The 26,835-nt window shown below is 49.4% G+C and carries 25 protein-coding genes; 10 read left to right on the top strand and 15 right to left on the bottom strand.

The window, feature by feature from the left end:
• Positions 1–76, bottom strand: a 76-nt coding sequence (locus H6G50_RS04230) for a helix-turn-helix domain-containing protein (RefSeq protein ID WP_190712958.1), incomplete at its 3' end; no start/stop codon positions are given.
• Positions 77–211: 135 nt separating this feature from the next.
• Here H6G50_RS04230 and H6G50_RS04235 point away from each other — a divergent pair.
• Together H6G50_RS04235 and H6G50_RS04240 are read left to right on the top strand one after the other, a co-directional pair.
• A complete protein-coding gene (locus tag H6G50_RS04235) occupies positions 212–1,072 on the top strand; it encodes a dienelactone hydrolase family protein (RefSeq protein ID WP_190713631.1) in 861 nt (286 codons plus the stop codon).
• 186 nt (positions 1,073–1,258) lie between these two features.
• Positions 1,259–1,627, top strand: coding sequence for an STAS/SEC14 domain-containing protein (locus tag H6G50_RS04240; protein WP_190713632.1), 369 nt, complete (start codon positions 1,259–1,261; stop codon positions 1,625–1,627).
• Between the two features lie 32 nt (positions 1,628–1,659).
• Here H6G50_RS04240 and H6G50_RS04245 read toward each other — a convergent pair whose 3' ends face one another.
• Positions 1,660–2,694, bottom strand: coding sequence for a TIGR03032 family protein (locus H6G50_RS04245; RefSeq protein WP_190713633.1), 1,035 nt, complete (start codon positions 2,692–2,694; stop codon positions 1,660–1,662).
• Between the two features lie 13 nt (positions 2,695–2,707).
• On the opposite strand from H6G50_RS04245, the gene H6G50_RS04250 reads away from it, so the two are divergent.
• The 4 genes from H6G50_RS04250 to H6G50_RS04265 all read left to right on the top strand — a co-directional run bounded on the left by H6G50_RS04250 (position 2,708) and on the right by H6G50_RS04265 (position 8,480).
• Positions 2,708–3,136, top strand: coding sequence for a lasso peptide biosynthesis B2 protein (locus H6G50_RS04250; RefSeq protein WP_190713634.1), 429 nt, complete (start codon positions 2,708–2,710; stop codon positions 3,134–3,136).
• A gap of 80 nt (positions 3,137–3,216) precedes the next feature.
• Complete coding sequence (locus H6G50_RS04255; protein ID WP_190713635.1) at positions 3,217–3,606, top strand: Rid family detoxifying hydrolase; 390 nt, start codon at positions 3,217–3,219, stop codon at positions 3,604–3,606.
• Between the two features lie 302 nt (positions 3,607–3,908).
• Positions 3,909–5,435, top strand: coding sequence for a family 1 glycosylhydrolase (locus H6G50_RS04260; RefSeq protein ID WP_190713636.1), 1,527 nt, complete (start codon positions 3,909–3,911; stop codon positions 5,433–5,435).
• A 780-nt stretch (positions 5,436–6,215) separates the two neighbouring features.
• A complete protein-coding gene (locus tag H6G50_RS04265; protein ID WP_190713638.1) occupies positions 6,216–8,480 on the top strand; it encodes a caspase family protein in 2,265 nt (754 codons plus the stop codon).
• Between the two features lie 77 nt (positions 8,481–8,557).
• On the opposite strand, the gene H6G50_RS04270 is transcribed toward H6G50_RS04265, so the two are convergent.
• The 3 genes from H6G50_RS04270 to H6G50_RS04280 all read right to left on the bottom strand — a co-directional run bounded on the left by H6G50_RS04270 (position 8,558) and on the right by H6G50_RS04280 (position 11,388).
• Positions 8,558–9,316: a response regulator transcription factor gene (locus tag H6G50_RS04270; RefSeq protein WP_190713639.1), complete on the bottom strand. Its 759-nt coding sequence runs from the start codon at positions 9,314–9,316 to the stop codon at positions 8,558–8,560.
• A gap of 633 nt (positions 9,317–9,949) precedes the next feature.
• Entirely contained in the window at positions 9,950–10,438 is a 489-nt protein-coding gene (locus H6G50_RS04275; protein ID WP_199302701.1) for a hypothetical protein, read from the bottom strand.
• Between the two features lie 29 nt (positions 10,439–10,467).
• The gene (locus H6G50_RS04280) at positions 10,468–11,388 is read right to left on the bottom strand and encodes a tetratricopeptide repeat protein (RefSeq protein ID WP_190713641.1); all 921 of its coding nucleotides are present in this window, start codon (positions 11,386–11,388) and stop codon (positions 10,468–10,470) included.
• Positions 11,389–11,708: 320 nt separating this feature from the next.
• On the opposite strand from H6G50_RS04280, the gene H6G50_RS04285 reads away from it, so the two are divergent.
• On the top strand, positions 11,709–12,584 hold the full coding sequence (locus tag H6G50_RS04285; RefSeq protein ID WP_190713643.1) for a pentapeptide repeat-containing protein: 876 nt from the start codon (positions 11,709–11,711) through the stop codon (positions 12,582–12,584).
• 8 nt (positions 12,585–12,592) lie between these two features.
• Here the strand turns inward: H6G50_RS04285 and H6G50_RS04290 are convergent, their stop codons facing one another.
• From H6G50_RS04290 to H6G50_RS04315, 6 genes are all read right to left on the bottom strand, one after another.
• Positions 12,593–13,441: a tetratricopeptide repeat protein gene (locus H6G50_RS04290; protein ID WP_190713645.1), complete on the bottom strand. Its 849-nt coding sequence runs from the start codon at positions 13,439–13,441 to the stop codon at positions 12,593–12,595.
• A gap of 102 nt (positions 13,442–13,543) precedes the next feature.
• The gene (locus tag H6G50_RS04295; protein WP_190713647.1) at positions 13,544–14,512 is read right to left on the bottom strand and encodes a hypothetical protein; all 969 of its coding nucleotides are present in this window, start codon (positions 14,510–14,512) and stop codon (positions 13,544–13,546) included.
• A 114-nt stretch (positions 14,513–14,626) separates the two neighbouring features.
• Positions 14,627–16,486: an ATP-dependent zinc metalloprotease FtsH gene (gene ftsH, locus H6G50_RS04300; protein WP_190713649.1), complete on the bottom strand. Its 1,860-nt coding sequence runs from the start codon at positions 16,484–16,486 to the stop codon at positions 14,627–14,629.
• Between the two features lie 171 nt (positions 16,487–16,657).
• The gene (locus H6G50_RS04305) at positions 16,658–17,512 is read right to left on the bottom strand and encodes a M90 family metallopeptidase (RefSeq protein ID WP_190713651.1); all 855 of its coding nucleotides are present in this window, start codon (positions 17,510–17,512) and stop codon (positions 16,658–16,660) included.
• A gap of 58 nt (positions 17,513–17,570) precedes the next feature.
• Positions 17,571–18,407 (bottom strand): DNA-formamidopyrimidine glycosylase, encoded by an 837-nt coding sequence (locus H6G50_RS04310; RefSeq protein WP_190713654.1) that lies wholly within the window; start codon positions 18,405–18,407, stop codon positions 17,571–17,573.
• 8 nt (positions 18,408–18,415) lie between these two features.
• Positions 18,416–19,132: a Crp/Fnr family transcriptional regulator gene (locus H6G50_RS04315; RefSeq protein WP_190713656.1), complete on the bottom strand. Its 717-nt coding sequence runs from the start codon at positions 19,130–19,132 to the stop codon at positions 18,416–18,418.
• Between the two features lie 8 nt (positions 19,133–19,140).
• Here H6G50_RS04315 and H6G50_RS04320 point away from each other — a divergent pair, with 8 nt between their 5' ends.
• Complete coding sequence (locus tag H6G50_RS04320; protein ID WP_190713658.1) at positions 19,141–20,025, top strand: DALR anticodon-binding domain-containing protein; 885 nt, start codon at positions 19,141–19,143, stop codon at positions 20,023–20,025.
• 523 nt (positions 20,026–20,548) lie between these two features.
• On the opposite strand, the gene H6G50_RS04330 is transcribed toward H6G50_RS04320, so the two are convergent.
• The 4 genes from H6G50_RS04330 to ctpC all read right to left on the bottom strand — a co-directional run bounded on the left by H6G50_RS04330 (position 20,549) and on the right by ctpC (position 23,899).
• Complete coding sequence (locus H6G50_RS04330; RefSeq protein WP_190713662.1) at positions 20,549–21,250, bottom strand: response regulator transcription factor; 702 nt, start codon at positions 21,248–21,250, stop codon at positions 20,549–20,551.
• A gap of 91 nt (positions 21,251–21,341) precedes the next feature.
• Positions 21,342–21,968, bottom strand: coding sequence for a (2Fe-2S) ferredoxin domain-containing protein (locus H6G50_RS04335; protein ID WP_190713664.1), 627 nt, complete (start codon positions 21,966–21,968; stop codon positions 21,342–21,344).
• A gap of 39 nt (positions 21,969–22,007) precedes the next feature.
• Positions 22,008–22,253 (bottom strand): Asr1405/Asl0597 family protein, encoded by a 246-nt coding sequence (locus H6G50_RS04340; protein WP_190713665.1) that lies wholly within the window; start codon positions 22,251–22,253, stop codon positions 22,008–22,010.
• Between the two features lie 353 nt (positions 22,254–22,606).
• Entirely contained in the window at positions 22,607–23,899 is a 1,293-nt protein-coding gene (ctpC, locus tag H6G50_RS04345) for a carboxyl-terminal processing protease CtpC (RefSeq protein WP_190713666.1), read from the bottom strand.
• A 228-nt stretch (positions 23,900–24,127) separates the two neighbouring features.
• Here ctpC and H6G50_RS04350 point away from each other — a divergent pair, with 228 nt between their 5' ends.
• Both H6G50_RS04350 and gshA read left to right on the top strand, forming a co-directional pair.
• Entirely contained in the window at positions 24,128–25,543 is a 1,416-nt protein-coding gene (locus H6G50_RS04350; RefSeq protein ID WP_190713668.1) for an ABC transporter substrate-binding protein, read from the top strand.
• A gap of 145 nt (positions 25,544–25,688) precedes the next feature.
• On the top strand, positions 25,689–26,834 hold the full coding sequence (gene gshA, locus H6G50_RS04355) for a glutamate--cysteine ligase (RefSeq protein WP_190713670.1): 1,146 nt from the start codon (positions 25,689–25,691) through the stop codon (positions 26,832–26,834).
• Position 26,835: the final 1 nt, after the last annotated feature.

Genomic DNA, 26,835 nt, shown 5'->3' on the forward strand with positions numbered 1-26,835 from the left:
CGCATCCAATTGTCCGGCGCAATATTTGTTCTTGCTCGGAGGTTGGGTAAAAACGGTAGCGGTAGGCTTTTTCCATGTTTCACATTGTACTATAGTCTCTGTAAAGCCGTGCTAGAAGCACGGGGTCTCAGACCCAATTTTTCGATGACGCTCGCGCCGCATCCAGCGTAAGCTAAATAGCTAGTTATTGCGATCTGAATCTATCGAAGCGATGAAAAAATTCTTACTTGCCTTATTTATCCTGCCCTTGCTGCTTTCCTTTGCCCTGGAATCTTTTCATCCAGCGGTTTCAGAAGTAACCCATCCCCACACGACAGCAGCCTCAGAAATGGAGAACATCCATACAGAGACAGTCGAGTATCGTCAAGGAAATACCATTCTTGAAGGCTACCTTGCCTATAATCATAAGCTCGATAAGCCTAGTCCAGGCGTGATGATTGTTCACGCTTGGAAGGGTTTGGGCGAGTACGAAAAACGGCGAGCGCGTCAGCTAGCAGAAATGGGCTACGTTGCTTTTGCTGCTGATATTTATGGTAAGGGGATTCGCCCACAAAGTAATGAGGAAGCGGGCAAACAAGCGGGGATTTATCGCAGCAACCGCCCGCTTCTGCGCGATCGCGCGAATGCGGGTTTACAAGTCCTGCAACAGCATCCCCTCGTCGAGGACGACAAAATCACCGCGATCGGTTACTGTTTCGGCGGCGGCACTGTGCTAGAGTTGGCGCGAAGCGGTGCGCCGGTTGCGGGTGTAGTGAGTTTTCACGGCAATCTAGACACGCCTAACCCCGCCGATGCAAAAAATATTCAGGGCAAAGTTTTAGTATTGCACGGAGCGAACGATCCCCTCGTACCCCCGGCACAAGTGCAAGCATTCGTTCAAGAAATGCGCGACGCGGAAGTAGACTGGCATATGACGATGTACGGTAATGCCGTTCACAGTTTCACCGAGCCGGAAGCGGGTGACGATCCGTCGAAGGGGACGGCTTATAATGCAAAGGCCGACAGACGTTCTTGGCAGGCAATGCAAGACTTTTTTAAAGAAATCTTTGAAATGCCTGCATCTAACTCCTAATATATTGGATTGAGCAAGTACAGTTCTATGTTCCGAGGATGGCATTAGAGGAGCGTGCCTCTGCCATTCTTGGCAAAGTCTGTAAAACTGAAAGTATTGATGGGTGGGCGCTGCCCACCTTGCCAAATGTCCTAAAATATGGCGTAGCGCTGTATCTTTGCTGCTGAAAGATTCAGGACTAAAAAAATGATTGAATATCAAAGAAATTCAGACAATAATATTATTAAAATTGTTGTCGAAGGTAAAATTACTGAAGAGGATTTTAATGAGGTCGTTTCTCAATTAAAAATCGATTTGGAGAAGCATTATAAATTACGGGTGCTTGAGGAAGTCCGACATTTTGAAGGGATCGATCCGATCGCACTTTGGAAAGATATCCGCTTTGGTTTCGCTCATCTCAACGATTTTACTCATGCTGCTTTGGTTGCCGATGCTATATGGATGCGATCGCTAACAGAAGCCTTCGGTTCTCTCTTTCCGAGCGGTGTCAAAGTTAAAGCTTTTGAACCCTCGCAAATTGAGGAAGCTCAAAACTGGCTGGCAAACGCTCATTGAAATGAAGTCCGAACCGTCAACCCGCTCGAATTTCACAATTTACTGTATAACAAAGTCGGATGACTAATATTTTCTAAGATTTGAACGTCAAAAAGCTCGTTGCAATGCGACTGAAATTTAATCGAACCGAGAACCTTTCCACTATCAATTTTGACAACCCAAACTGCACATTCTAAAGTTTGTGGATGTCGTTCGATGGGAAGTCCGCGAAACGTTGTACTATCGCGAATTTTTGAGAGTCCGACAAAGGCATAGCGATCGCAAAATGCTAACCCTCGCGCAAAACCGGGAAACTCCGCCACGACATCATGCTGCCCGGTTGCCGCATCGACAATAACTAAGCGTCCTCTCCCGGAATCGAGCAACCAAAGGCGATTATCGTAAACTCGCGGAGAATGCGGCATAGAAAACCCTCGCGCTACTATCTCGCCGCTAGTAACATCGATCGCGCAACCTCCATTAATTTTATCTTTACGCCAGCCCTCTACGGCATCGGTTGCCGCCAGCACGGTAACGTATTGAGGCTGTCCGTTAACCATTGCAATTCCGTTTAAATGGCAGCGATCTTCGGCTTCAAAACTCATTAAAAAAGGCGGTTGCCAGTCGCATTGAAGTAAAGCGTTTGTATTGATAATCGGGCAACTGTTGTCTCTCAACGTTAAGGAAAATAATGCCGAAAAACGAGTGCTGGTTAACCATAACGTTTCTTCGCCCCAAGCCACCTCACGAACGCCTAAGTCGCCCGTTACAATAGGAGGATGGGGAACAAACCAAGCCTGACAGCGTTCTGACTCGGAACCTGTCAGGCTGGAATTTTCCCACACAGAGATCGCGCTGCGAGTGCCGACGGCTAGTTTTTCTGGGGTAACGGCAATGCCCATAACGCGATCGCTGTGGCGTACAATAGCAGTGAGTTCTCCGGCTTTCGCTCGCAGAACGATTAATTTTCCCGCTTGGTAAGCAGAAATCAATAGAGAAATCTTTAGCGCCTCCAACAATTTGGGAATGCTGGCACTATAGGTAAAAGAGAGGGGAACGGTTGGGCGATGCTGGGGTTCGGCGAACAAGAGTCGTTGAGAGATGAAAAAATTATATCGGCTAGCGCGTTTGAATGGGCGCGATCGCGTCCTGTTCCTACAAGCGGCTTTCTTACTCGCGATCGTTAAACTGGGATTAACCCGGTTTTCCTTTCAAACGCTACACCGCTGGTTAGCTAAAATTTTCTCAAAATCAACGCCAAAATACGTCGTACCTGCTGAAAAAATCCTCTGGGCGGTTGAAACTGCTAGTCGCAATCTTCCCGGCGGCGCGAAATGCCTCAACCGCGCCCTCGTCGCCCAAACCTTACTCGCCCGACAAGGATACCCCGCCCGACTCCGCATCGGCGTTGCGAAAAATGCCTGCGGACAGCTAGAAGCTCATGCTTGGGTTGAAAATGAAGAACGAATTTTAGTCGGGCGCTTGGTTGATGGCGAGCGTTTTGTTCCCCTCGCCGATTTTGAATTTTGAATAAATAGAAATTGAGCTTCTAAAAGTTAACACTTTGCGCTAAAATATTCATTATTCCCTATTTATTGTTCGCTAATATCGTGACCCGAAAAGTTATTAAAACCGATCGCGCTCCTGCCCCGGTTGGTCCTTACAATCAAGCGATTGCTGCCAGCGGACAAATGATTTTTGTTGCCGGTCAAGTTCCCTTAAATCCAGAGACTGGCGAAGTTGTCGGTGCGGGCGATATTACCCAACAAACGCAACAGGTCATGGCGAACATCGGAGCAATTCTCGAAGCGGCTGGAGCAACGTTTAAAGATGTTGTCAAAACCAGTGTTTTTTTGACCGATCTTGAAAATTTTGGGGCGATGAATCAAGTGTATTCGCAATATTTTGACGAAGAAACAGCCCCCGCGCGTGCTTGCGTTGAAGTTCCTCGACTCCCCAAAGGAGTATGGGTTGAGATTGAATGTATAGCAGTGATTTAAAACCTGCTATAGCGTTTTTCTTTGCGTGAGGTACAGTGCCAAAAATCAAATTGGTAGGGGCGCGGATTTCGAGGCGACCTCGAAATTAAACGCCGCTCCGTAGGGGCGAATGGTATTCGCCCGCTGGGTGTACCTCATCCATGTAAAAACTGCTATATATCCGTGTCGGGGAACTGCTGACTTGCTATCTGTAAACTCGACATTAAACTAATTTGTTGCGGTTTGAAGAACAAAGAAGGCTCTAAAAAGTCCCCTTTTAAACCACAATCCAACCTCTGCCCGTCCTGGATATAATTGAAGATATGGAACCTAAGTCAAATTCTTTTCTGTGGGGCGTGGCGACCTCTGGCTATCAAAGCGAGGGCGGCTACAATCAACCCGGACAGCCTCAAAATAATTGGGCGGAAATCGAACAACAAGGTAAGGTAATGCGAACGGGTGCGGCAGCAGAGTTTTGGTCGCGCTACGATGAGGATTTCCGACAGTGCGAAGCGATGGGACTGAATGCGTTTCGTATGGGCTGGGAATGGGCGCGCATTCAACCTTCGAGCAGCAGCAGCGCGACTCCTGCCCCCGAGTTCGATTTTACAGCACTGGATGCTTACGCCGATCGCATTGCTGCCTGCCGATCGCGCGGACTCGAACCCGTCGTCACCTTGCATCATTTTACCCATCCGGCGTGGCTGGGGAACGACATCTGGCTGTCGGAAGCGACCCTCGAGATGTTTATCGAGTACGTCCGCACCAGCGTTTTGCACGTCAATCGCCGCTTGTGCGATCGCCATCATCAACCCCCCGTCGGCTGGTACATTACCATTAACGAACCCAACGTCCTCATTCCCAATACCCATCTCAACGGTCAATTTCCCGGCGGTACGTTGGGGACGGAAGCGACGCTGCAAGCTTACGATCTCGTCCTCGCCGCCCACGTTCGCGCTTACCACTGCATCCGCGAGATTTATGAGGCAGAAGGTTGGCATCCGCCCCAGATTTCGCTTAATACTTATTGCAGCGATCTCTATTGGTTGGATAAGGCGATTTGGGATTTACTAGATTTGGGGGAAAAGGGAATTAAAGCGAAGGAATTTCGCGATTATGCCGAAGAGAGCGCGAAGGAGTTAGAGGCGGCGTTGCGGGCGGCGAATTTGCCGTTTCGTCGGGATATTCCTTACCAAATCGGTCGATTTGTGCGTTGGTTGGCGCACGGATTCGGTCGTCGCGCTTTCGATGGCAAACATTTCACTCGCTATCTGAGTGAGGTGGAACGTTCTCGATATCCGCAAGTGTTTGATTATGTCGCGATCGATTATTACGATCCATTTTTAGCCCACAGTTTTCGCCTGCCGCTGTTTTCCGACTTTGAGTTTGAAGTGAAGGATTTTCGCGGCTGGTTGATGAGTGGGATTACCAGTAAATGGTGGGATTGGCGAACGTTACCGGAAGGACTGCATTTTTTCTGTTCGTATTATGCGAAGGCATTTCGCGATCGCGCGATTTTAATTGCTGAGAATGGTATGGCTTTGCGCCGCAAACCGGATAATAGCATTGCAGCCCATCGGCGCGATCGCATCCGCCGCAGCGAGTTTTTGAAAGCGCATATCGAACAAATTCAGCGCTTGCTACGCGAAGGCGTTCCCCTTGCCGGTTATATGCACTGGTCGCTGACTGATAATTATGAATGGGGTTCTTATACGCCGCGTTTTGGCTTATTCTCCATCGATTTTGCCGCCGGAACCGATCGCATTGCCGAAGATCATCTCGGCGATCGTCCTGCGGAAACTTACGCTCGCCTCCTGCGCGAGACTCGAGCGGAGGGGCTGTGTCAGTAAGGCTGATTCGCTGGTTATTTGGGGCTATTTGTTACTCGCTTGTCCCGCCCCTCTTCTCTCCAATTACCGATCGGGTTTTCAATGCCAAAAACAGCAACCTGTCTAGACTTGCTAAACTTTTCCTCGCTTTAATCGATCTATTTCTCAGAGCCAGCCGGAATGAAACATTCCATCGCGTTGCTCCCATGAAATTCAGTTAGAGGAAATCGTAGCTTTCTGGTAGGTTGCTGTTTTGGAGGGTTAACAAGACAGATAGAAAAGGAAACAGTATTTTGACCTCTTTACTAATTTGAATTAACCCGCTTTAGGGTCATCTGTCAAGGGAAGAATTTAAGCTTCTCTATTTAATCTAGCACTGTTTTTGGGGGAGCAAAATATCTGAAATTAAAGTTAATAGTAAGTGAGAGAAACGCCCTAATGAATATAAAGTTTTGTTCGATTCCGGTCGCCTAGGAAGAGAGAAAAGCTTCAAACCCCCAATCCGACAACGGATTGCAGCGCACAAAAATCCCCAAGCGATATGCGGCTTGGGGAAAGACTGTAAGCAATCGATAAGTGGTAAAGTAGCAAACCCTCGTGAAAATCTAGTGAATGATGGGCAGTTGTCAGCGATCGCTAACGTTCGCTAGCTGCTGATTTCTCCATCCTCAACTCTCGATGCTCACCTTCCTTCCCTCACCCCCTTGCGATAGCTCCCTTCTTCCGAGAAAATGTTGGCCAACGACTAGCACGCCGTACCCCGTAGCGTGTACCCTGTACCCTGTACCCTGTAAATCGCATATGGGACTGACGCGGCGGCATTTTTTGCAACAAGCTGGCTTTTCACTGCTAGCCTTGGGAACGGATCTGAAACCTACGAACGTTCCCAGCAAAACAAGCAATTCTTACCTCCAAGCGCTGTCAACCCCCCGAGGTCGCAAGCTAGCACTTTTGGTTGGGATCGATCGCTACCCGTTTAGTAAAAATCTTGCGGGTTGCTTAATGGATATCGAATTGCAGCGAGAACTATTAGTAGGGCGGTTGGGGTTTCATCGCTCAGATGTGCTGGCGTTGAGCGATCGCTCTGCAACGCGCGAAGCAATAGAAACCGCCTTCGTCGAACATTTGATCGAGCAAGCAAAGGAAGGGGATACGGTAGTTTTCCACTTCAGCGGTTACGGCAACCGAGTAAAAATGCCAGCGCTAACCGAGTCGGAATCGGAACGCTGGACGAACAGTTTATTACCCGTAGACGGACTGCTACCGACCAAAGGAGAACCGGCGAATAACGAGTTGCTGTGGGAAACGTTAGCTTTGTTGGGGCGATCGCTAGCCACGCGCCAAGTAACCTTTGTTTTGGATACGAGCTATCGTCAAACCGGACAATTACTGCACGGAAATTTGCGATCGCGCTCTCCGTTGGTTCCCGTCGCTGAAAGTCCCAGCCCGCAAGAATTAGCCTTTCAAACCCAGTTAAAAAGCAACCTCAAACTGTCGCAAACATTGCATCGCTCGGCAGCAACCGCGCTCTTAGCCGCCGCAGAGTCCGAAGCCGCACTGGAGGTGCAATGGGACGGATTTAACGCCGGTTTGTTCACCTATACCCTCGTCCAATCGCTTTGGGAAACGACATCTCCTAGCACGCTTTACGTGACGCTAGAACGCACGCACGATCGCATCCGCCGCATCACCGCGCAGAACCCCCGAGCGCTGGTTCCAGAACCCTCCGAACCCTTACCCCCCACCTACTTCGTTCCAGCGGCGGAACCAATGGGAGCAGAAGGCGTAGTCCTATCCCTAGAAGATAACGATACGATAGTGCGCTTGCAACTCGCCGGGTTGCCCTCCAACGTGCTGGCCTACTATCAACCGAACTCGCGCCTGCTGCTCGATCTCCGATCGCCCTCAGAAACCTCAGACACTCCCAAAACCGTTTCCGCGCCCTCGCTCGCCATTCCCATCCAAGTGCGATCGCGCGTCGGACTGATTGCAGCGGCAAAAGTCATGAACTCGACGCTACCGGAAGGACATTCCTTGCAGCCCGGACTCTTAGCCCGAGAACAAATCCGCATCCTACCGCGTAATGTTGGATTAATTGTGGCGCTGGCGGGGGATTTGGAACGAATCGAGCGCGTTGATGCGACGAGCGCTCTGTCAAATGTAGCGGGGATAGCTTCAGTTGGTGCGGCTGGAGAACAAATGGCTGATTGTTTATTTGGTAAGGGCGGCGCGTTGAATGCGGTAGTATCCCCACCGGAGGGCGCAGCGAATCCCGTACCGAGCGGGCGAGGATACGAACTGTTGACCATCGGGCGCATCTCCCTACCCAATACCTTGGGCGCGCCGGGAGAAGCGATTGCATCGGCAGTCGATCGCCTCAAACCGAAACTGCATACTTTACTGGCAGAGAAGTTATGGCGTTTGACCTTGAATGAAGACTCCTCGCGATTGGAAGTGCGAGTGCAGTTAATGGGGACCGAACCGCAGGCGCAACCTTGGCTCGAACGCTCCTCTAGGCGCTCGCTGCGCGTTCCGCCGCCCCAAGTTGTCCCGCTTAACGATCGAGAGCCGCAAATAACCGTCGGGACGCGCCTTCAATACGTCATTGACAATTTTAGCGATCGCCCGGTGTACTTCCTGTTGTTCGGATTGAACGCGCGTAAAGAGCCGATCGCGCTTTATTCGACAAAGACGATCGATAATAGCTCTAAACCGCTCCCCATCGCGATCGAACCCGGAACCCCTCTGACGCTACCGCAAAACGCTAATACCCCTTGGACGGTTCCTGATGCAGTTGGAATAACCGAATTTTACGCGATCGTTTCCATTGCTCCTTTTTCCAAAACTTTGGAAGCGCTGGCTGCTGTTCCCGATGCGCCGGGGACTGGCGAGCAATTGCGCAAGCTCCCTAACCCCGTCGAAGTTGCTCGAGCCGTTCTCCAAGATTTGCACGATGCGAGTACAGTTCCGGTTGACTGGGTAGGAACGCCGACGGATGTTTGCGCCCTCAACGTTAACGCTTGGGCGACCTTTGATTTTGTTTATGAAGTCGTTGCTGCGGGTTGAGCGACGGGAGGAAGGCGCGGCAGATTGAGGGGTTCAATCCCCTGAAACCTGCCGATATGCTATAATTAAAGATTGGTTTAGCCGAAGCGATAGCCAAAGCCGCGCACGGTGACGATATATTTGGGCTTACTGGGATCGTCTTCAAGTTTTTCGCGCAACCAGCGAATGTGTACGTCTACGGTTTTCGTGTCGCCTAAAAAATCAGCTTCCCAGATGCGATCGATCAGGTGTTCCCGCGACCAAACCCGTCGAGGATAGCTCATAAATAGTTCGAGAAGGCGAAATTCTTTTGGGGAAAGGTTTACTTCGCGATCGCGCACGGTTACGCGACACTCCGAGGGAAAAAGAGTAATATCTCGATATTGTAAGGTGGAAGATTGAGGCTGCGCGGTGAAACGCTGGCGGCGAAGCAACGCGCGGCAGCGAGCCACTAATTCCTGCATACTAAAGGGTTTAGTGAGGTAATCATCTGCCCCCACTTCCAAGCCCAAAACGCGATCGGTTTCGCTGGCTTTAGCACTGAGAATTAAAATGGGTACTGTGTTGCCTTGATAGCGCAGTAAACGACAGATATCGAGACCGTTAACTTGAGGCAGCATCAGATCTAAAATTATTAAGTCGATAGGGGGAAACGCGGGTGCTGACTCAGTATTTTGATTTTGCAGCCGACTTAAGGCGGTATGGCCGTCTGCTGCTGTCACGACTTCAAACCCTTGCTCTTGAAGAGCCATTACCACCATTTCTCTAATTAATTCTTCATCTTCTACGACCAGAATTCGTGTTGTACAAGTTAATTCGTCACTCGTCGGACTCTGCGGTCTGTCAAGAGATAGCATAAAAAAGCACTTAAACTAACGTTCGTGAATTGAGCTTCAATCGAGTTTTCTTCTAGCCTTCAAGGTGCCGATTAGCTCTTGCGACGGGGCTAGAAGTTAAACTAGCTTCGTTCGGACTGGAGGCTTGCCATTCATCGCACCGCTTAACTGTACGGAACTCTGAAATGGTTGAGACAGATGCAATTTGAGCCAAAGGATCGTACCGGATTTGCCCGGAAAAGGCTCGCGGAGATGTAAGAAAGGGCTACTATTGCGTCTCGCTCGTTACGAAGGCAAAAAGCAGGGACTCTCCAAATGTTGGCAAACTTGAGTCAAACGCCCTCCTAACGGCACGCACCAGAGTCGGGGATACAAACCCAATCGCGGGCGTAGTGCTTCCTCGTGGCTCCTAATTTTCCGGCACGAGCGCTCTTCGACCTCGTACCCCGATTTACATTCTTGAAGATTATCTCACCTGCTCGGCACAAGCAGGGTTTAGGCATGATTTCACGGTTTCGGACAAATCTTACAACAATTTAACGTTGCTTGTCCCTAAGTTTATTATCGCCCGTCGAAGTTCGATCTGACCAATCTATCGCAAAATTACTGGAGCTTTAGGTTGCGAGCCTTTCGAGTTTCTTCAACCTAGCCCCTTTATGGCACGTTAATTATTGCTGTAGCCGCGATCTCTTTTCCGTCGTGCATTAACATTTCGTGCTGGTTGGTATTGAGAGAAACTTTGATTTCATTGCGTCCCGAGGGCAGTTCGGGCAAATAATACCAGTTACTATAGAGGCGAGTCACTTTTTGTCCGTTAACGAACAGATGAGCGTGTCCTTCAACCGTGGAACTATCGATATTGACTCGTTCGGGGGCAAAGCGAAAGTTTTCGAGGCGAATTTCGAGATTCCAGCCGATTTTTTCATCGGGATGGACGATTAAATCGACGCGGGGAACGGGTTGACCGTGAGGAATGTCGCGCATCCCGTGAGAATGTTCGCTATCGCCATGATGCCCTTCTTTGTTTGTCATTTTAATCTCAGAAGCGACCAGCGCTTTCGCTTTAACTGAATCGATAAAAGTGGGAGAAACTAAAGTCGTGCTGACCAGAATAAAAGCAGTAAAGAGGAGATTAAATTGCATAAACTTAAGTTTTACAATTAAGGGTAAAATTAAACAATAAGCGGCCAAAAGGAAGTTCTTCTTAATTGAAGCATGAGAGTTTTAACTCGTTCTGCGGCGGACGTTTGCCCTTGTTGGTACAAACACTGACAAGCGAGATGCAAGTCTTGGAGGGCGGCTCGATGCTGACCGAGGCGATCGCGCGACAAGCCGCGATTGATATAGGCTGAAGCGAGATTGGGTTGATGGTACAGAGCGAGGGAAAAATCGGCGATCGCGGCTCGATATTGCTGCCGTTGCTGTTGAGTCAAGGCACGATTGTAGTAAGCCAGGGCATTCTTAGGATTAAGGCGAATTGCGAGAGAGAAGTCCGCGATCGCGCCCTCAATATTTCTCAACTGGGCCAGCGCTAAGCCGCGTTCGTTGTAAATACTGGTTAGCGTTACCGCATCGGCGGGAAAGCTTTGAGTTAAAGCGCGATTGTAATCTGCAATTGCACTTAAATAATTGCCACTGTCGAAGGCAACTAAAGCGCGATTGTAGTAAGCACGCAGATCGGAAGGTTGAAGTTGAATAACGCGATTGTAATCCGCGATCGCCGCCTCGAAATCGCCTTGATAGTAAGCGGCTAAACCTCGGTTCAGGTAAGCTTCGCGATTGTTGGGGAAGACTTCTAGAGCGGCGGTGCAATCTTGACGCGCCCGCTCGTAATCCGATCGCTGCAAATCAGTCAAACAGCGATTGCTGCGATCGGCAGCCTGTTGCCGCTCCGACTCGAGGGCGCGCGAGAAATCAGCGAAAGCGCGATCGACATCTCCCCGTTGCATTGATTGCCCCCCCACTCGCAACCCATCCCGCACCCTGATTGAAGTTGAAAGCGTTGCCGCAGAACTCGCGGCTGGGAGAAGCGCGATCGCTATTAGCAAGATTAAGAGCAAACCCGCCATCGCTCGACCTAACTTAGCGTTCATCAGAATCATTGAGTGAGCAAACCCCATCAGCGAGGAGGTTAAAAGTTTTTCTCCCGCTCGACAACACGGCTTTATTGTCAAAGGAAGGCCCAGTTCTGTCAAAAGACGGCACGTAATAGCGTTAGTGCTACGAGCGGGCAACTTCTCAAACAAGGCTGCGATCGCGCGCGCGATGTGGGTCTTAAAATAGGAGTATACCGAGGGTAATGGACTGTTTTTAAACCGGGATCTCAATAAAAAGTTTATCCTCCTCGCCATCAAAAAAACGCTATAAATCCCTCGTAACGGCATGACTTACCCCTTTCCCAGCCAAAATCGCAATGAACTCTGAAGAACTCTTGCAAAAGTATCGAGCGGGAGTCCGATTTTTTGGATATCTGCAACTGCGAGCGATCGACCTGAGCGGAATGAATTTCAGCGGTGCGGACTTCATGCAAGCAGACTTCAGTCAAGCCAATTTAGTCGGTACGCACCTTACCTCCTGTACCCTTGAAGAAGCCAACCTCACCGATGCTAACCTCGAAACCGCAGACTTACGGAGAGTCACTCTCGCGGGGGCGGATTTAATTCGAGCTAACGCCTTGTGTGCCGATTTCAGCTTAGCCGAATTAACCGGAGCCGACTTTACGGATGCTAATCTGTGTACTGCCCGCCTGATTGGAAGCAATTTAGTCGGCGCAAAACTGACGGGGGCAATCCTCCTCGGAGCGAGCTTGATGGGAGCGAGTTTTGAGAGCGCTGATTTAAAAGGCGCAAATCTCAGTTGCAGCTATCTCTATGAAGCGGATTTAAGCACGGCGAATTTAGAAAAAGTTGCGTTAAACCGAGCGCTTTACGGACCGCATACCGTCTTTCCTGTCGGCTTCGATCCGCAAGCAGCGGGCGCGTATCCTATTATGGCGGGCGTTAACCTGTCTGGGAAAGATTTAAGCGGAACCTGTTTGCCGGGAGTCAATTTGGAGGGGGCTAATCTATCTGGGGCGGATTTAAGGAATTCAGAAATGTGCTGGGCAAATTTGCAAGGCGCAAACTTGCAGGGGGCAAACTTTACCGGGACAAATTTAAGCGGGGCGAACTTGCTGGGAGCTAAGATCGATGAGGGGTTGCTAGATGGCGCGTATCTGTGCGGTGCGATATTGCCTGACGGACGAATGCGCGGAGTCGATTTTGGGTATTTGAAAGCGGAATGGCGCTAGAGAGCGAGTTAAGCTGTTAGTAAACTTGCAAACCATTGATGCTGCCGTAGCTTGTTAAAACTCGGTTCCGAGCGGGCGGCTAGGGTATAGCGATCGCGGTTTAGTTCGATCGCGCGTTCTAAACTGCTAATCGTTCCGGCTAAGTCACCGTACTGCGCGTAACAGCAGGCGCGCTCGTACCACGCTAGCTCGGTTTCCGGGCGAACCGTCACTGCGTAGTGAAGGCATTGCAGGGCCGATTCAATACGTCCTAAAGCGCGTAAGATTTGTCCCTGGCGGTACAAGCTCCAATAATCCTGCGATCGCACGATTAAGGCATTTTCGTAGCAAGTCAGTGCTAATTCTAAATAACCTGCTTCTCGTAACGCATCGCCCCGACGATACCAAGCCCAGTAGTCATTGGGGTGCGCGGCTAATAGCTTATCGTAGCAAGCGATCGCGCCATCGAACTTGCCCAGCTTTCGGAATGATTCTCCCTGACGATATCGACTCCAGTAGTCCTCTGGGCGCAGGAGCAATGCTTGCTGGAAACAAGCGATCGCCCGCTTGTAATCTTGGAGTTCTTCGAGGGCAACGCAGCCTTGATTGTACCAAGCCCAATAATCTTGAGGGCGAAGTTGGGCGGCGCGCTCGTAACTTTGGGCAGCTTGTTCGTATTGCCTTAGCGCCTCGAGGGTTAAGCCGCGCTCGTACCAAGCCGCGTAAGCCCCAGGATAATACAACAAGGCGCGCTCGTAACTGTAGAGCGCTTCGTCGTAATCCTTCCGAAAGCGCAATAATCGCGCCTGTTGATACCAAGCCTGGTAACTATCCGGACGACATTCTAAGGGATGATAAGTGGCGTGCCGTTGAGTCATTGCGCACCTCGAGTTCTGCTACCTCATTATCTTAAGATTGCTAGCCGCGATCGCTATAGGTCTACAGTTGAAGCAATACCCAAGCGAGTGACTGCAAGGGTTTCAGATTAGCTCCTTTAAGAAAAAAGGATACCAGGGAACAGCAAGCAGAAGCTCTTCGTTGCTCGAAACGCCGCTGAGTTGCAACATTTTTTTCATTTTCTCTTCTTCTTGAAGGTAGCAGTCTGCCAGTTTCTCGACTGCTCCTTTGCGATCGAGTTTTTCCATCGATACTAAAAGGTTACTGTTCCCCTTCGCTTTATCATCTTCATAGTCCCTTAAGTCATCTGTAAATTGAGTCAGAGAGCCTAAAGAACGCAGAACTTCTTTGAAATAGCTCGATTGCTCGCGATCGAGCCGGTCTTCGACTTGAAGAAAATCAGCAATTAAACTGGTTGCTTCTGCCGAAACATGAGTCTGTTTGAGAGCAAAAATATCCTCCGTCGTTAAGTTAGCATCTTTTTCCATCAGGAAGCATTTGATTTGGCTCGATAGACTGCAAGAGACTAAGGTTTGCAACTTAACGATCTGCTTCGGCAGGAATTGTCCCGGTTCTTCTTCTAATATCCGAGTAATTGCCATATGGACATGAAAAATAAAGCCTACCATTGAGGCATTTATTTCGGTCTCGGTGGGATAATAGTTTTTTGATTTGGAGTAAGTAAAAGCCGAAGCAAACTTGTTCGTATCCTCAATGAAATCATCGATAATGTGAACCGATAAGTAGTAAAGACAGAAGGCTTTTATTGCAGAAGCTCTCGCTGGAACCGAAAGTCCTAAAACTTCAGCCGCAATGATTCCATCGAGAGCGTGCAATCGGTTTTTTTCATTCAAATGAAAAGGAAACCCTGTTATCTCTTCGGCTTTTGCTAAAAAACTTAAAGAAGAATTCCATAATTCTCGAGCTTCCACCCTTAAATAAACAAACTTAGAAATTACTTCTTCAGCAAAATAGTTCGCTATTTGCTCGCCGCGATTTTCAAGAACTAAATGAAATAGTTCCCGATACTGGGGTACTTGCTTAATTTTCATGTGCAGAATTGATTCGGTTTAGCTTTTACCGATCTTCTAAGATTGATATTACGATATATTGGGTCTATTCCTGCAAAAATATAGCCCATTGAAACGCAAATTTACAATTCTTAATTATTGCGAAACCGAGCGAGTGCGAGCGAGATAAGTTTGCAACGCTTCCCCTTCAATAACCTCAGTTTTCATCAGTTGCTGCGCGATCTCCTCTAACAACTCTCGATTAACTTTTAATATCTCTAACGCCTGCTCGTATGCCCGCTCGACAATTTCTTTCACTTCCACATCGATCGCTTCTGCCGTTTTTTCACTCAGGGCGCGGCGCAAATTTCCCCCCTCATTGCCTAAAAAATTATTGGTTGGCGCGCGATCGTAAGCTAGCGGCCCTAAAACGCGACTCATACCATAACTTGTCACCATACGCTCGGCTAAATTTGTCGCCCGTTGCAAGTCGTCCGATGCGCCCGTTGTCACCTTCCCAAAAATAATCGCTTCGGCAGCGCGCCCGCCTAACAAAGTGGCAATTTTATCGCGTAAATCTGCCTCATCAAGCAAAAAGCGATCTTCTTCGGGCATCGCTAACATATACCCCAGCGCACCGCTTCCGCGCGGAACGATAGAAATTTTCGCCACTTTCGTTCCTCCCGGCATCAAAGCGCCGACTAAAGCGTGTCCGACTTCGTGATAAGCGACGATTTTTTTCTCCTTCTCGCTGAGAACGCGGCTTTTCCTTTCTAAACCGATAATGACTCGTTCGATCGCTTCTTTAAAATCCCTTTGCGATACCGTAGTTCGCCGCTCTCTAGCTGCTAATAAAGCCGCTTCATTGACTAAATTCGCTAAATCTGCACCGGCAAAACCGGAGGTTTGCGTCGCAATCTCTTTTAAGTTAATATCTTCTCCCAATTTAACTTTGCGCGCGTAAACTTCCAAAATTTTCAAGCGTCCGTCGAAATCCGGGCGATCGACAAGAACTTGGCGATCGAAGCGTCCCGGACGCAACAAAGCAGCATCTAAAGCTTCGGGGCGATTAGTTGCTGCTAGAACGATAACGGTAGCATCGCCTACCCCAAAACCATCCATTTCTGTAAGCAGTTGGTTGAGGGTTTGTTCCCGTTCGTCGTTGCTACCGCTCGTAGCACCGCTGTTACGAGATTTGCCGATCGCGTCTAATTCATCGATAAAAATAATACAAGGTGCTTTCTGTTTCGCCTGCTCGAATAAATCCCGTACCCTTGCTGCTCCTGTCCCCACAAATAGTTCGACAAATTCCGAGGCAGAGATACTAAAAAATGAGACTCCCGCTTCGCCCGCAACGGCTTTAGCTAGCAGTGTTTTTCCCGTTCCCGGCGGGCCAACTAATAATACGCCTTTAGGAATTCTCGCGCCGATTTGGGTAAAGCGATCGGGGTTTTTTAGGAATTCGACAATTTCTTGCAGTTCGACTTTAGCTTCTTCTACGCCCGCGACATCAGCAAACGTAATTTTCTCCGATTGTCCTTCGATGTAAACTTTCGCCTTACTCTTCCCGAAGGCAAGCGATTGCTTATCTTGGGAATTTTCTCGATTGCGTAAATATTGGAACCCGCCAACGACAATTAAGGAAGGAACGATCCAACTTAATAAGGTTCCCAACCATTTATTTTTAGGCGGCGGTGTGTAAATAAATTGAACTTTGACTCCCTGTTTTTCGAGGCGTTCGGGGAGTTCTAAATCTTCGATCGGCGGCGTTGATAACACTACACCTTGCTTACTATTTCCTTCCGGCTTCAGTTGGAAAACAATTAGGTTTTCTGAAACGCCTACCGATTCAACTTTACCCGCTTTAACTTGCAATAAGAAGAAGCTATAGGGGACGCGACGAAGTTGCGGTCGCGGTCGAACGAGGGGATAAAGTAATACTAAACTCGCAATAATCAATAAAGATATGCCAATTTTTTTGAAGGGGAGTTGAGAAGATTTTTTTTTAATCGTCATTTGAGTAAGTAGGAGGGTGTCAAAAAAGTGCGATCGGATTGCTTTGGGGCGGGTTTAGCTAAAACCCTTGCTATGAGATGAATTCAGCAGTCAAAACCCGCCCTCTTTAAGTTAAGGTTATTTTCGTCAACCTACTTAACGGGTTGAGAAGATCGAGAAAAAATCAGGCAATTAGAATGCAGCCTTGAAATGCGTTTCTAGCCAAAAACTAGGATCCAGTTTATAGTAAGATTTTAGCTCCTCGTAAAGTTCGGGATGTGCTGCTTTTAAAGCATTGGGCTTTTCAAAGAAAGTTTCTGTCGCTACCGCAAAAAATTCGGCAGGATTAGTAGCACCGTACTCATCGATCGCGGTTTTCTGTCCCCGCTCGACTTGGGAACACAGTTGACGATATTCGCGACTTAAAACTTTTGACCATTGGGAGTAGGCAGCTTTATTTTCTAAGGTGGGTACGCCGTTAGCAGCGCCGTTTTCTTGGTCGAGTTGGTGGGCGAATTCATGTAAAATAACATGATGTCCATCTTGCCAGTGAAGGCGATCTCGTTCGATATGTTCCCAGGACAGAACCACCAGTCCTTTTTGCCAAGATTCGCCACTTTTGGCTTCTACACTTTCGAGGTAGGAATCTCCGAAAGGAGAAATAGAGGGCGAGAGAAAAGCAGTTGGGTAAACAAAAATATCTTTTAAGGGAGCGAAGTAGTCGGCGCGCTCGTGAAGTAAGAGCAAACAAGCCGGAGAGGCGATCGCGAGTTTGATTTCATCCGTTATTTGCAAGCCGTTACAGCCAATAAAGTTTTTTTCAGCTAAAAAGACTTGAATGTAGCTTTGGAGTTTTCTTTTTAGAGGTTCAGGCAAGCATTGATACAGCGGAAAGCGATCTTCAAGGATGGCAATCCAGTAAGGGGGAAATATTTTTCGCTTTAGCCGTTCTCTGCGTCGGTATCTTAAGAAAGCTTGCCCCCAAATTCCCGCGATCGCAAGGCAAATTGCTAACACAACAATCAAAAACTTTAGCTCATTGCTCATGTTCCTCCTTCTAGACTTAGAATTCCCATTGCTGGTCGCAAAATCGAGAATTCTGTCTTTAATTTTGGCACTGCGGACAATAATGCGTCGAGCGTCCGGCAAGTTTCAGACGTTCGATAGGCGTTTGGCAGCGGCGACAAGGTTGGCGCGTGCGTCCATAGACCCATGCTACACCGCCATAGTTGCCGTTGACTCCGAGCGGATTAAGAAAATCGCTAAAGGTCGTGCCGCCTTTGTCAATAGAAGTTTGCAAAACTTCAATAATAGCGCGGTGGAGGTGTTGGAGTTGTTGGGGGGAAAGGCGAGATGCGATCGCGTCGGGACGAATTCCGCTTAAAAACAGGGCTTCATCGGCATAAATATTCCCCAATCCAGCAAGAACGCTTTGATCGAGGAGGGCAGTTTTAATCGGACGCTGGCTTTTTCTAAGTTTCTCAGCCAAATAGTCGGGGGTAAATTCCGCGCTGAAGGGTTCGACTCCCAATGTTTGCAACCCCGCAATAATTGCTTCGGGTGGAAAGTGGGGCGGAACCCACCACATTTTGCCGAAGGTGCGCGTATCGACAAAGCGCAATTCTTGCCCCTGGTTAAAAAAGAGGCGAACGCGAGCGTGTTTCTGGAGGGGTGCAGTTTGTTTCGTCCACAATAACTGCCCCGTCATCCGCAGGTGAACGCCCAACCAACCGCCCTCGGGCTGGAGTTCGGCGAGTAAATATTTACCGCGTCGATGCCATCGCGCGATTGTAACTCCCGTCACTCCAGCTAAAAAAGATGTAATGGAATCGGGATAGGCGATAGTACGGGGTAATAAGACTTCACCGCCCGCGATCGCGCGATCGCGCGTTAACTCGTTTAAACCCCGACAAACAGTTTCAACTTCGGGCAATTCGGGCATAACTGAAGTTAAACGTCCGAAACGCTCGTTTCCGGTTTATTAATTTGTGCTGAATGGGGCAAACAAATTAAATTATCCCCCTCTACTAAAACCAATCCTTGCTGCCGCAGTTTGCCCATTAGACGAGTCACCGTCACCCGCGTCGAACCGATGGCGCTGCCAATTTGTGCGTGCGTGAGCGAGTAAGGCAAACAGTAACCTTGCTCGGTAGATTCGCCGTATTCTTCGACTAACAGCGTAATAAATCCGAGCAGGCGATCGATGGTGCGCCGCTGTCCGAGGGTACTCAACCACAACAATTTGCGCTGGTGTTGATAGCGAAAAGCATCTAAAACTTCTTTACGAAAATGCGGCCAATTGTCGAGATCGTGCCAATACATCCAAATCACCGATGTTTGTTCGGTGTGGGCGTAGGCTTGCAGAGCGAAGGGCGATTGGGCGACAATTTCAAAGGGGTATCCCGCGCCAACAAAACCCAAGAAAGCGTCTTCAACGACGGATGTAGCGGTTTCCTCTTCACCGTCATCCACCGCAGCGCTCAACTGCGAAGTCCCAACGAGGCGCACGGCACCGCGCTGAACGAGGTAGAGTAAGCCCGGTCTTGCGGGGACGCGCTCGTCTTTGGCAAAGGCGCGATCGCGGTAGTGAGCTTGCGCCCAATCGATGATCCGTTGCCACGTCAAGAAAGGTCTAGATGCATCTGTTGGAGACGATGAGGACTGCATAGGCGAAAATGCCACTTAAGGATCGAGCCTTATCTAGAGAACATCCTATACAAGGTATCAAACAATACGCGCTTTTTGGTATTTCTATTCAGAGTTTTAGACAATTGCATTCCATTCAACAAGAGCTTCAGCAATACTTATCTGTGTTCCTCATCCAGAATGCGATCGCACCGGGACGCATCGCGTTATACCGCCTCGATCGCCGGTCTGGAATTGCCTATCGCAGCGCGCTTTCGCTAGAACTTGCCGCTCGCGAGGGGGAATCGGCTGACGCGATCGCCCGAAAACTATGCGCTCGTTTCGTTGAAAATGCGGACAATTGTCCCTTTATCGGGCGTGCCATTGAGGGAGGATTACTGGAATTTCAGTTGCGCGATCGCAATCTGGCTGAGTGGTTGCAGAAATGGCTCGAAGGAGAGGGGGAGAGGGGGAGAGAGGGAGAGGGAGAGAGGGGGTTGATTGCTTCTGTCTTTCCGGTGCAGTATGCGCGGGCGCGCTGCTGTTCGTTATTGCGATCGGGGCATCGAGATAAGATTATCGAGTTTGAAGCATCGAAAGGACGATGGCTGCATCCTCAGCCCATTCCCTGGCTAACTTCGGCTGAGAATGGCGCAACCCTAAGCTTGCAGCATCCCGCCGAACAGCAATTAATCTGGCGGTTGACGGAAGTGGCGGATGTGCTTGCGGGAGTCTCGAATGCGAATTGTCTCAAACTCGCTTTATCCTTAAGCGAAGCCCTATTAGAGTGCGATCGCGCTTGCCGTATTTGGGGCGAAGTCAAACGGGATGCCCCTGATTTAGCGATCGCTCGCCTCGGACTACTCGCGGCAACTCGCACCGCGATCGACTGTCTTTTGAACGAGATAGGCATCCCACCTTTAACAGAACTTTAAAATTAGTCCCAGTTTTTTTTATTTCAAAAAAAGACTTGACACCCCTCAAAATAGCGATTATATTCTGGAGGTGTGAGGAGCGAACCAGTGAGGGAACCGAGACGAAACACGGCAAGTCGTCGGTTCTCTTTCTGATCTTAGGGGTTTTTGAGTTTTTGCTCGCTTCCGCGATGAGGATTTCAAAGCAAAAGAATACCTAGGCACGGTGGAAGCCAAGATCGGAACAGCTTTTTTGGAGCGAGCTTACATCTGATAGTCAGGGGGTAATGTAAGCGTCATCCGCAGTTTAGGTTCCTTCAGCGGAACGATAGGGGCTGGAAAAGCACTAACCGGAAAACTAAAACAAATAATGCTTGCCTGACCAACGGCTTGAAATGCCTCGAAATATTGTTCGGAGTATTTAAACATCAGTCGTATTTTCCAAACTCATTACGTTGAGATTAGCCGCTATTGATGGCGTGCAGATGTTGATCTTATGGCAATCGTTTGTCAACGATCGAGAAATTGCCCGATCGATCGCGATTCAACTGTCTTCAAACTTATAGCCCACGCCCACTACAGTTTTAATAAAGCTTGGATTCGCTGCATCGGGTTCGACTTTTTTGCGCAACCGTCGAATATGCGTATCGACGACTCGTTCGTCGCCAAAAAAATCGTTCCCCCAAAGTTTATCGATCAATTGGGTACGACTCCAAACGCGACCGGGCGAAGCAATCATCGTAGCGAGCAAGTTAAATTCTAAAGTGGTTAAATCGAGCGGTTCTGCGGTGTCTTCCTCGAGGGAACGAGAGGCAATATGCTTGTCGAGATCGAGAGTGAAATGTTGAGTTTGTAAGATTTGACTCTGCTCGCTTTGGCGCAAACTACGTCGCAGCAAGGCACGCACGCGGGCGACGAGTTCTCTCGGGGAGAAGGGTTTGACGAGGTAGTCGTCTGCGCCGGTGGAAAGTCCGATGACGCGATCGATTTCTTCGCCCCGGGCGGTAAGCATGAGGATATAAGGATCTTTAATATTGGACTTCTGACGAATGCGCGTGCAGACTTCTAACCCATCCAATCCCGGCAACATGAGATCGAGAATAATTAAGTCGGGTTGCAGGTTTTGGAACGTTTCTAGGGCATTAAGTCCATCGCGATCGATATGGCAAGAAAATCCTTCGCGTTCGAGGGTTTTCTGAATGAGGGTAGCGATTTCGGGTTCGTCTTCAACAATTAAGATATTCATTCGAGAGCGCTCACAACACGCACTGGACGCTACAGCGTTGACGATCGCTCGTGTGCAGTTCTCGCGCCCTCTTTATCAATTTTAAGGGGCATTAGCTCTGATATGCGCCGACTAAGGTTCGAGTTGCGGTGGGGGTTTCTTGACGCTCGCGGCAATGTTTGTCCAGGAGGGCAGGAATTTCGCGGGGGGCGATCTTAGTGTAATGAGTTTTATCGGGCATAACGACGAGGTTAGGACCTTTTTTGCATTGTTTGAGGCAGCCCGTCATTTTGACTTCCACACTATCTTCTAAACCGTAATCGCGAAGGTAGCGCGCGATCGCTCCACACACGGCCTCTCCACCCTGCTTGGCACAATCTGATTTTTTACAAACCAAAATTTTGGTTTTGGGGGTTTCCGCTTTCACGCTTCGCGCTTGGGGAACGCAGGCGGGAGTTTCGGGCGCACTCGGTGCTGGAATTCGTTGCACAAAATCAGCTTTTAGCTGACTTTGACCCGTTTTTTTACAAATTTTTTTGCGTCCGACGATCTCGAGCCAACATCCGGGAACAAGGGCGGAATCTAGCGTTTTTCTGGCTTGCTTGGAGAGTTTTACCCAGTGTTCTCGTCCCGAGAGAACGACGCGCAAATATTTGACTTTAAATTTGTCTTGAACGATGAAGTCGAGCAATTGTCCGGTGCAAGCAAACTGCAATCTCTCTGCTTCCGCTGTCAACATTTTTTCTAAGCCTCCTTGAGATTAATTGTCAATTCTTATCTACGATTGTTCCCAGCAACGCTCGAGCCGAGTTCGTAACTCGCGATCGCTCGCTGTTAAGTTGCGGATGACGCACCAGAGTTGAATTGCGATATAGCTATTGCGAACCTCGATTCGCAACGGCTTGCTAGCAGCGCACCGACAGGGAATATCGAGTTCCTGCAAGCGGCGATAAATTTGCCAGCGTTCCCTGCCTCGCAATTCTACGATTTGCGGGGAATGCAGTTCAGAATGTAGGGAATTCATGCTTTAAAAGCGTAATTCAGCCGTTTCTATTAAATATTGCAAGAGCAATTCTTTGCGGGAATGGCAATCCTTGCACGAGCATTGCCTCTAAAACCCAAGAACTTCTTGATTAACCTACTTTGAGTATAACGGTAAATAGTAATTATTCGCAATAAAAACGAAAAAAATTTTTGTTTTTTTGACATACCATTTTTAGCAATCTTTGTCAAGCTTAAAACTCAAACGAGTCTAAACTAGCGATCGCGCGAAATCTTCTCACCTTAACTGAGGGGAGGAAAATTCAAGCATCGCAGGCTCGAACCCGAGTTTTTTTAGGGGGAGAAAAAGATAGCACCCTGCCGAGAAGCGGCTAACTAACGCGAGGAATTTCCGGCTTGCACGCCGCGTCGGAGTAAAACTTGCTGATTGAGAACTTCGAGCGCCTTGACAAATTGAGGGTCTTTTCCCGTACCAATCCCATCGCGATCTAGCTGTAATGCTTTGCGTTGCTCGTCGCTCAACTCAAAGACGACATCGGGCGGAATCCCTTCCTTATTAATATCGCGACCGCTCGGAGTCAGGTACTTCGCAATTGTCACTGCCAAACCCGAACCATCCCCTAGGCGGCGCACGGACTGAACTAACCCCTTACCAAATGTTTGCGTTCCCACCAAAACCGCCCGTTTATTATCCTGAAGCGCGCCTGAAAGAATTTCGCTAGCACTCGCCGACCCACCATCGACAAGAATCACCAAAGGTTTATCGGTGAGAGCGCGACTGGTCGCTTGCTCTCGGTCTACTTCGCCTTCGCGGTTGACAGTGGAGACTATCGCGCCTTCCTTAAGCCACATCCGAGCAATTTCCACGCTCGCGTAGAGCAATCCGCCCGGATTAGAGCGCAAATCGAGAACGTAGCCCACGACATTTTCCTGCTCGAACTTCTCGATCGCGCTGCGCATTTCAGCCGCAGCATTCGCGCTAAATTGGTTGAGGCGAATATAACCCACCTCGCCCAAATCTGTTTTTTCGGCCCGAGCGCGTACCGGATGAATTTCGATGCGTTTGCGAGTAATCGGGTAGTCAATTTCGCGAGTGCCGCGTTTAATCGTCAGGGTCACTTTTGTCCCTTCTTCTCCGCGAATCTTGTTAACCGCATCGTTAACATCCATCCCCTTCGTATCGGTTCCGTCAATTTTGACGATGAGGTCGCGGGCTAAAACCCCCGCCGCGTAAGCGGGACTGTCTTCTATCGGCGCGATGACAATTAAGCGATCGCTCTCTTCATCCTTAGCAATCTGAATTCCGACTCCCGTCAGTTCTCCCGACGTATCGATCTGCATACTCTTAAATTCATCGGGATTCATGAAGCGCGTGTAGGGGTCTTCCAACTTGCCGAGCATTTCCCGAATCGCGTCGTAAGCTTCTTGTTGATTGCCGTAGTTCTTATTTAAATATTCATTCCGAATCCCTCGCCAGTCTACTTGATTGAAAGTTCCGTCAACGTACTGACGATTGACAATCTGCCAAACCTCATCAACTAATTCTTTAGGGCTTTCGCTAAAGAAGGCTTGACTTTGCGAAAGATGAAGTCCTGCTCCCGTAACCGCGACAGTTGTTAAAACTAGAGCCGTCGCGCCGAGAACCAATCCGCGTTTTGGATTCACCATATTACTACTATTTAAGCCAACGGGAAAGACAATTGTAGAGATTGCCTAAGTCTCACTTTAACACAGGATTATGGCGACTGAGGAGCGAGCAACGGTTGTGTCTCCCCCAGCCTTTGATGGTTTAAGCGCCCTGTTAGCGTTTGTTAAAACTTAGGGATAGACTCTCTTCATCCAACTCACGTTAGATTAATATCGATTGTTCGATGTCCCTTTGTCCCCGATTTTGAGATGACTCAAAGAAATGAAACGCCAGCTTTAATCCTTGCCCTTTTAATCACGCTTGCTCTCCTCGGCGGTGGATTTTGGCTGTTTAAAAATCAGTTTGCGACTGGGGGGGGCAGAGAGAGTAACAACTCTATTCTTAACAGAGGAAATGGCTCTGCTACGAGCGAGCGGCAGAGTTTAGGCGAGAAGATTTTGCTGGCTGCCGATACAACACCGCAGAAGCAAGCGGGGGTGGAAGCGCTGGCGAAGGGCGATGTTGAGGGCGCGATCGCACAATTCCAGGCCTCCCTCAAAGCCAAAGCCAACGACCCGGAAACCTTAATCTACCTCAATAATGCCAAAGCCACCAACCGCAATCCCTTTAAAATTGCCGTTTCGGTTCCCATTGGCGGCAATCTCGACATTGCCAAAGAAATCCTGCGCGGCGTTGCCCAAGCCCAAAACGAAATCAATCAGGCGGGCGGAATTAATAATAGTCTGTTGCAAGTCGAAATTACCAACGACGACAATAAGCCAGAAATAGCCGCAGAACTCGCGCGCGCGTTCGTTAAGGATGAGAAAATTTTAGCTGTTGTCGGTCACAACTCCAGCAACGCTTCCCTCGCCGCTGCCCCAGAATACGAAAAAGGGAAACTGGTTATGATTTCTCCAACCAGCGATGCGAAAGCCCTTGCCGAAGCTGGCGATTACATCTTTCGGACTATTCCCAGCATCCGCTTTCAAGCTGACTCCCTATCTCGCTACGCCGTCAAACAGGGCAACCTTCGCAATATCGCCATCTGTATCGATTCGCAGGCGCAGTATAGCAGTTCGTTGAAAGAGGAATTCACTTCTGCGATGTTTGCCGATGGGGGACGAATCGCGCCGACGAATTGCGATTTTGCGGCTCCTGATTTTAATCCGAGTACGATAATGTCGAAGGCGATTAGTAATGGGGCGGATGGACTGTTGCTCGTTCCTAGTGTCAATCGGCTGAATGTCGCGATCGCGCTAGCTAAAGAAAATCAGCGCCGTTTGGCTTTGTTCGGCAGTTCTGCCCTGTATACCTTTGAGACGTTGAAACAAGGACAGGCCAACGCGAATGGCATGGTTTTAGCCGTTCCCTGGAATCCCGAAGCCTTTCCGGGCAATCCCTTCACCGAGCGAGCGACGCGACTGTGGGGAGGGCAGGTGAATTGGCGCAGTGCTTTGGCTTACGATGCGATGCAGGCAATTATTGCCGGGTTAAAGCAGGGAGGAACGAGTCGCGAGGGTTTAAAAAACGCGATCGCATCCCCCGATTTTTCGGCGCAGGGGGCCACCGGAGCGATTCAATTTCTTCCCTCGGGCGATCGCAACGGTGCAGCAATTTTAGTCGAAGTCAAACCGGGGAGTAAATCGGGGACGGGTTATGATTTTGTTCCCCTACCGCCGTCTTAAGTTGATTGGGCATGACTCCCGGCTCGATCGAGTCCGGAAAGCCAATTGTTTTCAGTAGCACAGTTTAATGCCGAACTGGAGCGCGTGCTGTCTATCCAGCTACAGAAAGACGATAATAAACAAAAGCTCGCAAAAGGAAACAACCGTGCTGCTATCCAAAGGCTTTGAAATCGAAATCTACACCGGGACTCGTCAAGGCGAGATTGTCGGCCTCTCGGATCGGATCGTCCAAAATTTAAAAGGTCCCTTCGTGCGCGAACCCGACAGTCGCAACGTCGAATATACGACCGCACCCTTCTCCTGTTACGATCGCCTGTTGTGTGCTATCCTTCGTCCCCGCCAGCAACTTAGGGCTTACCTCCAGCGCATCGGCGACTATACCCTCATTCCCGGCAGTACGCTTTCCCTAGGCGGGAGCGATCGCTTTTGGCGCTCCGACCCCAACAACCCTTACCATACCTACATCGAGCAAACCTATCATACCAAAGTCGTTACTGCCAGCATTCATATTAATATCGGCATCAGCAACCCCGAAGATTTGATCCGCGCTTGTCGTCTCGTGCGCCTTGAAGCCCCGCTCTACCTGGCTCTGAGCGCTTCCTCTCCCTTCCTCGACAGCCAACCCACCGGCTACCATTCCACCCGCTGGGGAGTCTTCCCGAAAACTCCTACCGAAGTTCCCCTCTTTGAAAGTCACGCCCACTTCATTCGCTGGACGGAAGAACAGTTAAAATTGGGGACGATGCAGAATGTGCGCCATCTTTGGTCTTCGGTACGTCCGAACGGCGATCGCCGCCCCTACAACCTCAATCGCTTGGAACTGCGCATCTGCGATCTTGTGACCGATCCGATCGCGCTCCTGGCGATTACCGCTCTGTTGGAAGCACGCCTGATTCAAATGCTCGCAGATCCAAATCTCGATCCGCTCGAGCTCAGTCCCTATACTCCAGCCGAACTGGCTGCCCTCAGCGATCGCAACGAGGATGCAGCCGCTCGCTATAGCTTGGATGCCCCCCTGCAACACTGGCAGGACAACCGCACTCTTCTGGCGCGCGACTGGATTGCTCAATTGTACGAACAAGTGTATCCCGTTGCCAAACAGCGCGGTTTTAGCTGTTTTCTCTCTCCGTTGCAAAAAATTCTTCGCGAGGGAAATACCGCGCAAAAATGGTTGGGACAGCATCAAGCCGGTTTAACCCCCCAGCAAGTTCTCGTACAAGCCATCCAAGCGGCGGAAGAGCGAGAGAAAGAACTTGAAAATAAATTATTGTGCGAATCGATTGCCCCCTGAA

The organism is Oscillatoria sp. FACHB-1406 (assembly GCF_014698145.1).
Taxonomy (GTDB): domain Bacteria; phylum Cyanobacteriota; class Cyanobacteriia; order Cyanobacteriales; family Spirulinaceae; genus FACHB-1406.